Here is a 12,140-nt window from a genome sequence, read left to right as displayed (position 1 = left end):
CCGGGCTTTGTCCACACGCTGACGAAGGGAAGAATGGCTGTGGCTGCGAGTAGACGATCCGTGATGACGCTATTTTCCGATCCCACCTGTCCCTACTGCCACCGAGTTCGCATGGTGCTCGCCGAGAAGGGTATCGCAGTCGACGTGGTCGACGTCGATGCGAATGACCTGCCGGACGAGGTGATGGACTTCAACCCTTACGGGACAGTGCCGACGCTAGTCGATCGGGATCTGCGGCTCTACGAGTCGCGGATTATCATGGAGTATCTCGACGAGCGCTTCCCTCACCCCCCGTTGCTGCCTGTGGACCCCGTCTCGCGCGCCAGCGCCCGGCTGTTCATGTACCGCATCGATCGCGATTGGTACACCCTGATGGGTCGGATCCGAAAGGGGAGTCCGGATGAAGCGGAGCAAGCTCGCAAGGAATTGCGCGAGAGCTTGGTGGTCACCGCGCCGGTCTTTGGCGCCCATACCTTCTTTATGAACGAAGAGTTTTCTCTGGTCGACTGCTGCATCGCACCACTCCTGTGGCGGCTTCCGGTCCTGCGTATCGAGCTACCGCCCCAGGCCGAGGCGCTGCGGGTCTACATGCGACGCATCTTTGCCTGCGATGCCTTCCGTAAGAGCCTTACCGAGGCCGAGAAGGAGATGATCGCGGACCTGTCCTGATGGATGCCCCGATGGAGAGCGAGACCGACACCATGACATCGACGAAGCCTTATCTGATCCGGGCCATCTACGAATGGATCCTGGACAACGATATGACGCCGCATTTGGTGGTGGATGTCCGCTATCCCGGCGTACAGGCACCGAAGGGGTTCGTCGAAGACGAGCGTCTAGTGCTCAATTTGTCGCCGAGCGCGGTGCGGGCTCTGGTCCTTGGAAACGAGCAGATCGAGTTCAACGCGCGTTTCGGCGGCGTGGCTCGCGACGTTTATTTTCCTGTCGAAGCGGTGCTGGGTATCTTCACACGTGAAAACGGTCAGGGAATGGTATTCCCCGAGTTGGCCTATCCGCTTCCCGGCGAGCCCGCGCCCGAGGCCGATTCGGCCGCGGAAGTCGAGCCCAAGCGAAGCAAACCAGGATCGGTCGGTCGGCCCCGGGGCATTCAGCGCCCCCAAGGATCCGAAGGTCCTAAATCGCCCTCGGGCAAAGGGAAAGGCAAGGGTGGCGGTCCGACGTTGAAGGTCGTCAAGTAAGCGCTGTTCCCGGCTTTTGCCCCTCGTTCGGGGGATCCGAATTCACACATCACCATCTTATTTACCGCGCATCTACCCGACAGACTCCAAATACTCTGAACCACGTCGGCTGCGACGTCTCGGGTGAATGCGAAGCGCAAATTCTGTGGTCGCGCGATGGGTCTCTACCGGCACGGTTCAGGCGTCCTGCGCCTGTGTCGGTAAACCGAAACTCAGATCCTCGAGCGTCATCCCCCGCATCACCAGGTAACCATTGCGGCGTCCGACGCCCTCTTCGCTGAAATCGAAACGATAGACGCGGCGCAGCCTCAAGCCTTCCGACCGCCAGGCGAGACCGAGACGCCGTATCGCGACCGTCTGATCCAGAAATTGCAGATTGCGTTGTTTGCAGGCGGTTTTGCAGACCTCCGTCGCGATCTCGCGCGCGCGCATGCTGTCGAGCCAGAACCAGCCGAGCAAGAGCAGAAAAAAGACGGCGAGCAGATTGCTCATTCAAACAGCTCCTCAAGTGTAACGGGTGGGCGGCCTCTGTGAAGACGGGTTCACGCAAGGGCGATGTTCTCCCGATGGCGGGACAGCACATGCGGTAACGTCTCCCGGCTCGGATTCCCGGCCGGGTTGCGTACGGAACCTGAACGCGTGCGCGATCCGCGCGGCCAGCGGTTCAAGCAGCTGTGCGCGCACCGGCAGGTTGAGTATACCGAGCGCGCGAGGGTTTTTCGGAAAGCAGGTTGCGCGGGACGTGCAATGCGGCGATGAAGTCAGCTGCGCTCGGTATATACTGTCGGCCCTGCGACAACCACGGAGTGACCGAGATGAAGAGACATATCCTGTCGGCCGTCGTTCTGTCATGCACGGCCATCGGGCTGGTCGCTTGCGGCCAGGACCAAGCACCGGTCGAGGAGTCCGTCGCGCCGCCCGCAGCTGAGTCGAGGATGCTCGACCAAGCGGGTGAAGTGGCCAAGGAGGCATCGGATCTTGTCGGCGAGATGGTAACCGAGGCCAAGGAGGCGTCCTCGGAAGCGGCGGCTGCGGCGATGGAGCAGGCCGAGGCGTTGCGAGATCGCGCCGAGACGGAGGCTAAGGAGATGATCGAGCAGATCAAAAGCTTCCTGGCGGAGGACAAGGAAGGGATGGCGCGTGAGTTGCTGGATAAGCTATCCGCCATGAAGGAATCGGTCTCCGACGCCTTGCGTGGCGAGATCGAGCGTCTGGAAGCCATGTTCTCGGACGCCTAAGGCGATTTCCGGGAATGATCATCCCGGCCGTGCGTGTTGCCAATGCTTACCGGGCGACAAAAGTCGCCCCTACATGTTGGTCGATGCTTTCCCGGAAATCACCTAAGCTGCGCCGCCGCGTCGCGGGAAGAGGGGTTTTGTTGTGCGGTGTTCGGGACCTCGGCTGAGCCATCCCCCCCCTCTCCCCAACCCCTCTCCCGCGAGGGGAGAGGGCTTTTTTGCGGTTAAGGGGTTCGGGCCGCTCTGCTGCACAGGTCGAGCGCCCAGGTCGGGTGTGTGTCTCGGGCTCGTGTCGTCGTCGCCGGTACGCGGCCTTGGTACCCGCCGCCGGGTTGCGGGCGGATTGTTTCATTCACACCATCATTTGAGGTTCGGCGATCGCTGTACCGTCGTGTGAAGGTGTCGGTCGGGATCGCTCATGGCTTGGCTTTATCTCGTCGTTGCCGGTATGTTCGAATGGGGTTGGCCCGTCGGCTTGAAGCTCGGGATGACGGATTCCGGCCTGCGCTGGGGCTGGATCGGATTCGCTGTCTTCTGCATCCTGGCGAGCGGTGCCTGCTTACTTATTGCGCAGAAGAGCATTCCGATGGGAACCGCGTATGCCGTCTGGACTGGCATCGGCGCCGTCGGGGCCTTTGCCATCGGGATCGTCCTCTTCGCCGAGCCGGCCACCCTGCTGCGTTTTCTCTTCGTGGGCATGATCGTGCTCGGCATCGTCGGGTTGAAACTGGTCTCCGGGCCTTAGGCCCAAGCCAGAACGGCGGCGGTGCGTGTGTGCGTGTGTGGGTCTCCGCGAATCAATCGGGAGGGCCGAGCGGGCGGTTTCGATGCGGCTCTCTGATCTCGGGCCCCAGCATGATGGCGATCGGGCGTGTCTGCGGGTTGGTGTCCAGCGCGATCTTGAGCGACATGGTCAGGGGGACCGACAGAAACATGCCGACCGGTCCCAGCACCCACCCCCAGAATACCAGCGAGACGAAGACCACCAGCGTGGAGAGCCCCAGACCGTATCCCATGATTTTCGGCTCCAGGATGCTCCCGATCAGGGTATTGACCACGACATAACCCAGCGCGACAAGCAGTGCACTCTGTAGGTCGATCTGAACGAGAGCAAGCAAGACGGCCGGAATCGAGGCCAGGATGGAGCCGATCGTGGGGACGAAATTCAGCAGAAAGGCGATCAAGGCCCAGAGTACCGCGTAGTCCACCCCGAGGATTGTCAACCAGGCCCACAGGAGTACGCCGGTTCCAAGGCTGGTGAGGCTTTTGATTCCCATGTAGCGGTTGATGCTGTCGAGGACGACATGCATCTGCCGGGTCGATGTGCCCGGCGATGTTAGAGCAGCCCGCAGCTTGGCCGGTAGCCCGGCGGCCTCGAGCAGGATGAAGACCACGGTCAGCAGGATGAGAAAGGCGTTGGCGAGCACCCCGCTGAGCCCGGACACCAGGTCTCCCGCCATTTGCAAGACGCGCGCGGGGTCGATATAGGTCTGCAGGGCCTCGCGCGAGGTATGGAAGCCGATGCCGTCGAGCCATCGCGCGAGGTCGTCGATCAGCAGCTTCAGGCGCTCCTGGTACTCCGGGAGGCTGGCCTTGAAACCGTCGAGCGATCCGGCGACCAGGATCGCAAGAATACTTCCGAGACCGGCGATCGCCAGGACGACCAGCAGCATCGCGGCCCAGTTCGGCACCCCCCGACTGCGCAGCGTGCGCAGCGGCGGCGTTGCGATGACGGCGATAAAGACGGCGAGCAGAAAGGGCGTGACCAAGGACGACGCCGCCCTCAGCCCCGCGACAATGACGATGAAGGCCGCTGCCGCGATCAGGAAGCGCGTGGCAGGGCTGAATACGGGAGTGGAGTCCATGCGTCGCGCTAGCGTGTCGCTCGCCCCGTTCCGACCGATGCGAACCTGGGTAGGCCCGAATACAGCCACCAGGTGTTCGTCACCTCGTCCCACCGCCAGACCTGTCGGTCGGTCAGTTGTTTGACGACCTGGGCGTCCTCGAACAGATAGTCGATGATGACCACCTGATTGGCGCTCCCGTCGGCCTGGATGACCGGCGGCTGGGTCACGTCATAGCCGGTCACGCGCAGCTCCGCGAATGCCTCCGGAAGCTCCCCGCTCTTGCGTTGATCCGGATGCATGAATCCGAACGCCGTATCGTAATAGCCCCAGCGCAGGGCAGATTGATAGCCGTTGGTGGCGGCCTGGAGTGCCACGGCGCGCCGGTCCTTCTCCACGACCGCACAGCCGACGCCCGACAGGCCTGTCAGGAGCACGGCAAACATCAGCAAGACGATCGAGCGCGGTATTTGCCCGGGCGCTCGCGGCCACTGCATTGATCCTTTCGGCTGAGCCATCGCGCCCTCGAAGATCGATCTCATGTCCGGACGCATGATAATCCAAGCCCCCGGCGCGACCAACGTCGGGACGAATCCGGATCTGCGGTATCATTCCGGACCGAACTTTTTGCCCCTAACCGATCTTGAAAAGCGATGCCTGAATCCATCGAGCCGAAACGCGAGATCGCCGTTGCCGATGTGCGGCTCACACTTCTCGGAACCGCCCACGTCTCGCGAGCCAGCGAGGAAGAGGTCCGCGTCCTGCTGCAGAGCGGGGAGTACGACGCGGTGGCCGTGGAGCTGTGTCGCAGTCGTTTCAGCGCCTTGATGGATCCCAAGTCGCTCTCGGAGATGGACCTCTTTTCGGTGATCCGCCAGCGGCGCGTCTACATGGTGGTCGCGAATCTCGCTTTGTCGGCCTATCAGCAGCGTCTGGCCGATCAGTTCGGGATCGAGCCCGGTGCCGAGCAGCGCACGGCGGTCCGCGTCGCCAAAGAGTTGGGCCTGCCGGTCCTGCTGATCGATCGTGAGATCGGCGTCACCCTGAAGCGCATCTCGGCCAATCTCGGCTGGTGGAAGCGCTACACCCTCTTCACGGGACTCCTGGCCGCCATGCTGACCTCCGAGAAGGTCAGCGAGGAGGAGATCGAGCGGCTCAAGGAGGGTGACGTCCTGGAGACGACATTTGCCGAGTTTGCCCATGATCGGCGGGATCTGTTCGTGCCCCTCATCGAGGAACGCGACCGTTACATGGCCGCAAAGCTGCGCAGCGAGCCTGCGCGGGCGGGCGTGAAGCGGGTCTTGGCCGTCGTGGGCGCCGGGCACCTGAAGGGTATCGCCGAGGCGTTGGAGACGGAGGCCGCCGACCCCGCCGCGGTCACGCGATCGCTCGAGGAGGTCCCCCCGCCGAGCCGTTGGCCGCGCTTCCTGTCATGGGGTCTGGTCGTATTGATCCTGAGCGGTTTCGCCTTCGGCTTTTCTCAGAGCACCAGTTTGGGGTGGGGCTTGGTCGCGGCCTGGATCGTCATCAACGGCGGGCTTTCCGCTTTGGGTGCCTTGCTCGCCGGCGGACACCCTTTGACGGTGGTGACGGCGTTTCTCGCCGCGCCGCTGACCTCGCTGAATCCGACCATCGGCGCAGGTATGGTCACGGGTGCGGTCGAGCTTTCGATGCGCAAGCCCCGAGTATCGGATTTCGGTCGGCTGCGTCTCGATGTCGTGACCTTGCGCGGCTGGTGGCACAACCGTGTCGCCCGGGTCTTTCTCGTGTTTCTCTTTAGTACCCTCGGTTCCGGAATCGGCACCTACGTTGCCGGCTTTCATATCGTGGATCAATTGTATAACGTCGGCGTTCCCTGATGGCTTGTCCGCGGCTTACGAAGACGCGACGACGGGAATCAGAATCCTGCCCGGCCGTCGAGATGGCCCCGGATCGTCTCGATCGCCTCGTCGAGGTGTTGAAATGCATGATCTCCGCCCTCCCAGACCAAGAGACGGCCGCAGCGTGCATAGATGCGCTCGGCGATACGCGCATCGATGACCTCGTCGCCGCGCTCCAGAAACAGGGTGCTCGGAGTGCCGTCGCAGGGTGCAGCGATGCCGTAGGGTCGGGTGCTCTCGATCAATGCCTCGCTGACCTGATAGCGTTCTCCGTCCGCCGTGGTCATGATCTCGCCGATGTGCTCTCGGAAGAGGCTCCAGGGCGTGAGTGCCGGGTTGATCAGGTACAGATGCGAGAACCGAAACCGGCGGGCCAGGTATTGGCCGTAGAAGCCGCCCATGGAGCTTCCGACCACGGCCGGCTCGATGCCCCCGTGCTGGCCGAGAAGCGTGGCGAAGAAGTCCGTGAGAACGGCGACGGCATCCCTCGGGCGGTGCGCCGGATAGTCGACGGCGACGACCGGATGCGGGGCCAAGCGCTCGCGAAGGCGCTGGGCCTTGGAGGATCGGCTCGAGCTGTTGAGTCCGTGGATGTAAACGAGCATGTCGTCCGGGCCCTCGCCTCGCCGGGTGCCCGGGGTCAAGGCGCTCGCTCTTGAAACTCGAGGTGGTCGTCTGGGCATGAGGCGAGCGGGGCGCGCGTCGTCTTTGACTCGATCGCGCCCGCTGGGGCATCGAAAAAAGTCAGTCGAAACACATTGCACCGATCGATAAACTCGCGGGTACTTTTGGGCATCGGCACCCGTGCGCGTACGACGGAGCCGATGAGCTCGGTCCCCTCGCGCAACAGTGCGACGGCGTCCATCGCCTCGCGCGTGGCCGCGGCGCTCGCGTTGCCGGGCAGCACCGGGGCCGTTCGCGCGAGTCGATCCATCGCGACCGCGAAGGTCGGCCAGACATCGAAAATGGCCGGGTCGGTGCGCAGGATCTCGCACTTGCGTTTGGCGGCGTCGGCCAACGCGTCGATCTTCGGATCGATGTCGGTCAGCTGGCGAGTGCCCGCAAAGGTGTCCTTCAGGATCGTCGCGATGCGATCGATGTCGCGCATGGTCATGGCGATCTTGAGATAACGGCTGTCGTAGAAGTCCTCGATCGACATGGAAAACGCCTTGAACGGCTCGCCCCAGAGCTCGTCGATCCCCTCGTCTCCGCTGCGATGCCGGACCATCTTTCCGAGCTCCAATGCTTCTACCAGGCCATCGCCGCATTCACGCATCAGACTATTGTCGGGTCCGATCGCGACCCCGGCGGATTGCAGGTCGACAAGACAGGTAAAGATATCCGCAGCCCGGTTGAAGAGCGCACCGGCCAGCATGGCCCCGTTGACCCGCTTACGCTCCGGATCGGTTTCCGAGGTGTAGGCCGCGCGTGCCTCCTCGAGCCGGGAGCCCGGGATGTTGATGCCGTGCTCGACGTGATTGAACAGACGTCGGGTGAGCGCTTGGATCAGGCGCCGTTTGGTCTCGAGGGTGTCGCGCGGCGGCTCGTAGGACTTGATCCAGTAGCCGTCGTAATACACGCGCTCCTCGTCGAGGATGATGCGCCGCGTGCCGTTCTTGGGTTGTGTGGGCATGCCTGGGTCGGGGTCCTGGGCGGGTAAGGCGAGTGATACCGGTTTTCCGCGGGGTACGCAATCTCGATCCTCGTCCCCCACGGTTGCGGGCCGAGATCGCATACCCTGCAGTGTCGGTTCGGCGGCATGCCTATGACATCGAGCGCCGCTGGACTATAGTGGCGTTCTGAGTCGCACACGCAACGACCGTATCGATTCAGGTGTCCTCCTCTCGGTCGACGCCGCGATGATGGGTCCTGCGTGATTTCAAGAACAGAACCGAGACGTTTCGCCGAGGGGATATGCGAGCGAAGGACAAGATTGCATCCATGATTACGACACTCTTTGTATGGGGTCTCGCGGGGGCGGTGTTCGGCGCGTTGTTCAGCGGTCTCTACAAGGTCCTCTCTATTCTCGGGGTCACGGGTTGGCAGCCTTTGGTCATCGCGGCGGCGGCAGCGGCGATGACGACATCGGCCTTTTACAGCGCCATGCCCTTGGCACTGATGGGCGCCATGGCCGGTATCCTGGCGTCAATCGGTTATTTGATCGTCAGCGGGCAGAGTGTCGAGCTCCTGTGGATCGCCGGGACGGCGGGCGCGGGCGGGGTTCTGGCCGGCGTTTTCTTTGCGTGGATGATCACCGGCGGAGGGCGGCCGCTCGCCGAGACCCTCACCGGCCTGATTGCGGGCGTGTTGGCCGGCGGCATCATGGCGTTCGTGTTTGCTTCCCTGGGTATCCGGTTCAGCATGTTCGTGCTGTCGGCTGGCGTCGTGGCATTGGTCGGGACCTTTTTCCAAGTCTCCGAGCGGTGGTTGGTTGCGCACAGCGCACGCTGGTTTCCGGCGGTCGTGTCGGCCCCCGTGGTCGCTGGACTGATCGCGGCCGTGGTCGGAGCCAGCGTTTGGATCGTCGGCGGTACGACCTCGAACCTGATGGGCAGCAACGCGCAGGATTCAGCGAATCAGATCCTGAGCGCTGTCCCGCCCGGGTTCCTCGGCGGAATGCTCGGCGGAGCCGTGACGGGCGTGCTGCTGCAGATCCTCGGTTTTCGTCCGGAGCAGCCGCACTGAGCTTGGTTGCGGTTGAAACTCGGAAGAAAAGTAGAGGGTATAAATCCACACAGTTTTTGTGATAATGGGTATGCAGCCTCATGCAGGAACGGGTTGTGTGGTTTTGACTTTCCATCAATCACGCTGGAGGAGACCAGATGTTCGCCGTTCTCATTGCACTCGCCATCGGTATCGTCGTCGGCTGGAATTGGCCGCAGCCGCCTTGGGCCAAGGATATTCAAGACCGAATCGTCGAGACATTCCAGTCCTTTACGAATAAGGGTCCCAAGTAGTCTGCCGAGCCGGATCGGCGCCGGTCTCGACCCAGGGCGACAGCGCATGCGGCTTCGATACCGTGGGCCTGTCGTTCGCCGGTGCCGTCGGCGTCAGACGGAGTCGAGAATCAGCAAACCGGCGATTACCCAAAGCGCCCTGTTCAACCAACGCCGGTAGGTCCCTTGATCGAGTCGGCGGCGCACCCGAATACCGATCCACAGCACGGCCAAAACGGCGGGCAGTGCCAGCAACGCCAGCTGGATGATTGTCGGATCCAGTGCGTCCTGGAGCGCGAATCCGGTCAGTTGACCGCTCTTGCTGGTGATGAAGCTCAGGTTGAAGGTCGCGACCATCAGACCCGGATGCATCCTGGTGTAGAGCGCGAAGGCGACCACGATGGGCGAGAAGACGTTCACCAGGCCGGCCAGGAGGCCCATCCCCAATCCCAGCACCGCGAGTCCCCAGTGCGGGATCCTTTGCTCGGGGCCATCGCCGTGCTTGCGTTGCAAAATGAGGAAGACGATCAACACCACCGCCAGCAGCAGCCGAAAGGGCTCGGGGTCGACGTTCAGCAGGATCCGCGTGCCGATCAGGCTGCCCACGGCCGTGAAGACCGGGATTGGCCAGAAGCGGCGCAGCGCTTCGAGCCAACGTCGCTCCGTCGCGATGCTGACCAGGTTGATGGCAATGGTCGGGATGAGTGTCAGGAGCACGGCCGCGCGCATGTCCATCAGCAAAACCAGCAGTGGCGTTGCGACCAGCGGGAAGCCGAACCCGAAGGCACCGTGCACGAAGGCAGCGATCAGCAGGATCCCGATCGCTGCCAGATCGATCAATGCGAATGTATCCAAGATTCCGTTCGTCTCCTGCGGTATCCGCCTTGGCGTGCAGCTGAGATCCGGTCGCCTGATGTCCCGGGAAAAAAAGCCCGGCGGGTGCCGGGCGCATCGTTTCATAAGAGACGAGGAGGACATCGGTGTCGGCGTCCGCCTCGCAGGGGCGGACGCTCGCGAATGAACCGGATCGGTTTACGAAGCGGACAATTGCCTGATCCAGTTGATACTCAATACGCGCCGGTACTACGGTCGCTACGTAACCTGTCAGAAATAAGTTGAGCACCAAACCTAATCGTCGTCGTTGTCGATCACGACAACGACAACGATAACGATAACGATAACGACGTATGTGGCAAGATCGCTCGTCGAGTTGTTTTACTTATTTTTTGAACGGTTCCTAAGTCACTGTTCAAGAATAATTTCCGAACCCCGAACCCCGAACCCCGAACCCCGAACCCCTAACCACTATAAAAGGCGTCTCCCGGCACCCGCACCCAGCCTTCCATCAGCACCCGGGCGCTGCGGCTCATGATGGCCTTAGTCACGGTCCAGTCGCCATTGACAAGGGTTGCTTCCGCGCCGACCCTCAGGGTACCCGAGGGATGACCGAAGCGCACCGAGGTGCGCTCCCCGCCGCCGGCGGCCAGGTTGACCAGGGTGCCAGGGATGGCTGCGGCGGTGCCAATCGCCACGGCGGCCGTGCCCATCATGGCGTGGTGCAGCTTGCCCATGGAGAGTGCGCGTACGCACAGATCGATGTCGCCGGCGTTGACCTGCTTACCGCTGGAGGAGACGTAGACGGCGGGCGGGGCGACGAAGGCGACCTTCGGGGTGTGCTGGCGGGACGCGGCCTCGGCGACATCCTTGATGAGGCCCATCCGCAGCGCGCCATAGGCACGGATGGTCTCGAACATCTGTAAGGCATCGGCATCGCCGTTGACGGCGTCCTGCAGCTCCGTGCCGGTGTAGCCGATCGCCGCCGCGTTCACGAAGACGGTCGGGATACCGGCATTGATCATAGTCGCCTCGAGCGTACCGACACCGGGGACGTCGAGGTCGTCGACCAGGTTGCCGGTCGGGAACATGGAGCCGCCGCCCTCGCCATCACCCTCGTCGGCGGGGTCCAGGAACTCCAACTGCACCTCGGCGGCGGGAAAGGTCACGCCGTCGAGCTCGAAATCACCCGTCTCCTGCACGGCGCCGTCGGTCATGGGTACATGCGCGATGATGGTCTTGCCGATGTTGGCCTGCCAGACGCGCACTCTCGCCATGCCGTCCCGCGGCATCCGGTCGGGATCGACCAGGCTGCTGCTGATGGCAAAGGAGCCGACCGCGGCCGAGAGGTTGCCGCAGTTGCCGCTCCAGTCGACGAAGGCCGTGTCGATGGAGACCTGTCCGAACAGATAATCGATGTCGTGATCGGGTCTGCCGCTCTTGGAGAGGATGACGGTCTTGCTGGTGCTCGAGGTCGCCCCGCCCATGCCGTCGATCTGCTTGCCGTAGGGGTCCGGGCTGCCGATGACCCGCAGCAGCAGGGCATCGCGTGCCGGCCCCGGTACCTGGGCGGCCACGGGCAGGTCTTGTAGGCGGAAGAAGACACCCTTGCTGGTGCCGCCGCGCATGTAGGTGGCGGGAATACGGATCTGAGGGACGTTGGGCATACGATTGATAGAGTGGTGAGTGGTGAGTGGTGAGTGGTGAGTGGTGAGTGGTGAGTGGCTAGAAATACATTCGCGAACAGTGACTTAGCGGCTGGAAGGCCGAAAAACCGGCGCGTCATGGGTAAATCTCTAAAAACGCTCGATTCACTCCCCTCTCCCCTCGCGGGAGAGGGGCCGGGGGAGAGGGGGCGCAGGCTGCTCCAGCGCCTCAAGGATACTCGACAACAGCCCCTCCGGATTCTGCAGGATGTCATGGTTCCAGAACCGCACGACCCTGAAGCCTTGCGCCATGAGCCATGCATCACGCACGGAATCACGATCGCTCCCGTGATGCTGCCCACCGTCGGCCTCGACGATCAACCGGGCGCCAAAGTGCACGAAATCGACGATATAGGGGCCGATCGGTTGCTGGCGACGGAACTTCTGCCCATTCAGGCGATGGGCGCGCAGATGGCGCCAGAGCAGTTGCTCGGCGTCTGTCATGGTTTGGCGCAGGGTCTTGGCGAATTGGCGTTGGTCCACTCTCACCCCCTCTCCCCAAC

The 12,140-nt window shown here is 62.8% G+C and carries 15 protein-coding genes; 7 read left to right on the top strand and 8 right to left on the bottom strand.

What is annotated here, in order from left to right; translation table 11 throughout:
- Positions 1-33 precede the first annotated feature (33 nt).
- Both sspA and AADX97_RS20545 read left to right on the top strand, forming a co-directional pair.
- Positions 34-669 carry a stringent starvation protein SspA gene (sspA, locus tag AADX97_RS20550; RefSeq protein WP_374233719.1) on the top strand — a complete coding sequence of 212 codons (636 nt, stop codon included), beginning with the start codon at positions 34-36 and terminating at the stop codon, positions 667-669.
- An 11-nt stretch (positions 670-680) separates the two neighbouring features.
- On the top strand, positions 681-1,199 hold the full coding sequence (locus AADX97_RS20545; RefSeq protein WP_374233720.1) for a ClpXP protease specificity-enhancing factor: 519 nt from the start codon (positions 681-683) through the stop codon (positions 1,197-1,199).
- A gap of 177 nt (positions 1,200-1,376) precedes the next feature.
- Here the strand turns inward: AADX97_RS20545 and AADX97_RS20540 are convergent, their stop codons facing one another.
- Entirely contained in the window at positions 1,377-1,691 is a 315-nt protein-coding gene (locus tag AADX97_RS20540; RefSeq protein WP_374233721.1) for a DUF3301 domain-containing protein, read from the bottom strand.
- Positions 1,692-2,014: 323 nt separating this feature from the next.
- On the opposite strand from AADX97_RS20540, the gene AADX97_RS20535 reads away from it, so the two are divergent.
- Both AADX97_RS20535 and AADX97_RS20530 read left to right on the top strand, forming a co-directional pair.
- Complete coding sequence (locus AADX97_RS20535; protein WP_374233722.1) at positions 2,015-2,437, top strand: hypothetical protein; 423 nt, start codon at positions 2,015-2,017, stop codon at positions 2,435-2,437.
- Between the two features lie 418 nt (positions 2,438-2,855).
- Entirely contained in the window at positions 2,856-3,182 is a 327-nt protein-coding gene (locus tag AADX97_RS20530; protein WP_374233723.1) for a multidrug efflux SMR transporter, read from the top strand.
- Positions 3,183-3,234: 52 nt separating this feature from the next.
- On the opposite strand, the gene AADX97_RS20525 is transcribed toward AADX97_RS20530, so the two are convergent.
- Complete coding sequence (locus AADX97_RS20525) at positions 3,235-4,302, bottom strand: AI-2E family transporter (protein WP_374233724.1); 1,068 nt, start codon at positions 4,300-4,302, stop codon at positions 3,235-3,237.
- Positions 4,303-4,310: 8 nt separating this feature from the next.
- Complete coding sequence (locus tag AADX97_RS20520; RefSeq protein ID WP_374238570.1) at positions 4,311-4,727, bottom strand: hypothetical protein; 417 nt, start codon at positions 4,725-4,727, stop codon at positions 4,311-4,313.
- Between the two features lie 207 nt (positions 4,728-4,934).
- On the opposite strand from AADX97_RS20520, the gene AADX97_RS20515 reads away from it, so the two are divergent.
- Positions 4,935-6,140 (top strand): TraB/GumN family protein, encoded by a 1,206-nt coding sequence (locus AADX97_RS20515; protein WP_374233726.1) that lies wholly within the window; start codon positions 4,935-4,937, stop codon positions 6,138-6,140.
- A 38-nt stretch (positions 6,141-6,178) separates the two neighbouring features.
- Here the strand turns inward: AADX97_RS20515 and AADX97_RS20510 are convergent, their stop codons facing one another.
- Positions 6,179-6,805, bottom strand: a complete 627-nt coding sequence (locus AADX97_RS20510; RefSeq protein WP_374238571.1) for a YqiA/YcfP family alpha/beta fold hydrolase — start codon at positions 6,803-6,805, stop codon at positions 6,179-6,181.
- Positions 6,802-7,794, bottom strand: coding sequence for a hypothetical protein (locus tag AADX97_RS20505; protein WP_374233729.1), 993 nt, complete (start codon positions 7,792-7,794; stop codon positions 6,802-6,804). The genes AADX97_RS20510 and AADX97_RS20505 overlap by 4 nt, the downstream gene beginning before the upstream one ends.
- Positions 7,795-8,102: 308 nt before the next feature.
- Between AADX97_RS20505 and AADX97_RS20500 the strand changes: the two genes are divergently transcribed.
- Positions 8,103-8,846: a spermidine synthase gene (locus AADX97_RS20500; RefSeq protein ID WP_374233730.1), complete on the top strand. Its 744-nt coding sequence runs from the start codon at positions 8,103-8,105 to the stop codon at positions 8,844-8,846.
- 137 nt (positions 8,847-8,983) lie between these two features.
- The gene (locus AADX97_RS20495; protein WP_374233731.1) at positions 8,984-9,118 is read left to right on the top strand and encodes a hypothetical protein; all 135 of its coding nucleotides are present in this window, start codon (positions 8,984-8,986) and stop codon (positions 9,116-9,118) included.
- A gap of 93 nt (positions 9,119-9,211) precedes the next feature.
- Here the strand turns inward: AADX97_RS20495 and AADX97_RS20490 are convergent, their stop codons facing one another.
- The 3 genes from AADX97_RS20490 to AADX97_RS20480 form a co-directional block, all read right to left on the bottom strand.
- Complete coding sequence (locus AADX97_RS20490; RefSeq protein ID WP_374233732.1) at positions 9,212-9,952, bottom strand: sulfite exporter TauE/SafE family protein; 741 nt, start codon at positions 9,950-9,952, stop codon at positions 9,212-9,214.
- Positions 9,953-10,395: 443 nt separating this feature from the next.
- Entirely contained in the window at positions 10,396-11,598 is a 1,203-nt protein-coding gene (prpF, locus tag AADX97_RS20485) for a 2-methylaconitate cis-trans isomerase PrpF (RefSeq protein ID WP_374238974.1), read from the bottom strand.
- A gap of 144 nt (positions 11,599-11,742) precedes the next feature.
- Positions 11,743-12,120 carry an endonuclease domain-containing protein gene (locus AADX97_RS20480; protein WP_374238973.1) on the bottom strand — a complete coding sequence of 126 codons (378 nt, stop codon included), beginning with the start codon at positions 12,118-12,120 and terminating at the stop codon, positions 11,743-11,745.
- Positions 12,121-12,140: the final 20 nt, after the last annotated feature.

Source organism: Thiocapsa sp. C2-2m, from assembly GCF_041903745.1.
Lineage (GTDB): Bacteria > Pseudomonadota > Gammaproteobacteria > Chromatiales > Chromatiaceae > Thiocapsa > Thiocapsa roseilacustris.
Note: the sequence above shows the minus strand (reverse complement) of the source record. Positions and strands in the feature narration are given on the sequence as shown.

What these genes read in the sequence shown, in the direction of transcription:
- sspA (WP_374233719.1), top strand. Translation starts at nt 34, where the DNA reads ATGGCTGTGGCTGCGAGTAGACGATCCGTGATGACGCTATTTTCCGAT.
- AADX97_RS20545 (WP_374233720.1), top strand. Translation starts at nt 681, where the DNA reads ATGGAGAGCGAGACCGACACCATGACATCGACGAAGCCTTATCTGATC.
- AADX97_RS20540 (WP_374233721.1), bottom strand. Translation starts at nt 1,691, where the DNA reads ATGAGCAATCTGCTCGCCGTCTTTTTTCTGCTCTTGCTCGGCTGGTTC.
- AADX97_RS20535 (WP_374233722.1), top strand. Translation starts at nt 2,015, where the DNA reads ATGAAGAGACATATCCTGTCGGCCGTCGTTCTGTCATGCACGGCCATC.
- AADX97_RS20530 (WP_374233723.1), top strand. Translation starts at nt 2,856, where the DNA reads ATGGCTTGGCTTTATCTCGTCGTTGCCGGTATGTTCGAATGGGGTTGG.
- AADX97_RS20525 (WP_374233724.1), bottom strand. Translation starts at nt 4,302, where the DNA reads ATGGACTCCACTCCCGTATTCAGCCCTGCCACGCGCTTCCTGATCGCG.
- AADX97_RS20520 (WP_374238570.1), bottom strand. Translation starts at nt 4,727, where the DNA reads ATGTTTGCCGTGCTCCTGACAGGCCTGTCGGGCGTCGGCTGTGCGGTC.
- AADX97_RS20515 (WP_374233726.1), top strand. Translation starts at nt 4,935, where the DNA reads ATGCCTGAATCCATCGAGCCGAAACGCGAGATCGCCGTTGCCGATGTG.
- AADX97_RS20505 (WP_374233729.1), bottom strand. Translation starts at nt 7,794, where the DNA reads ATGCCCACACAACCCAAGAACGGCACGCGGCGCATCATCCTCGACGAG.
- AADX97_RS20500 (WP_374233730.1), top strand. Translation starts at nt 8,103, where the DNA reads ATGATTACGACACTCTTTGTATGGGGTCTCGCGGGGGCGGTGTTCGGC.
- AADX97_RS20495 (WP_374233731.1), top strand. Translation starts at nt 8,984, where the DNA reads ATGTTCGCCGTTCTCATTGCACTCGCCATCGGTATCGTCGTCGGCTGG.
- prpF (WP_374238974.1), bottom strand. Translation starts at nt 11,598, where the DNA reads ATGCCCAACGTCCCTCAGATCCGTATTCCCGCCACCTACATGCGCGGC.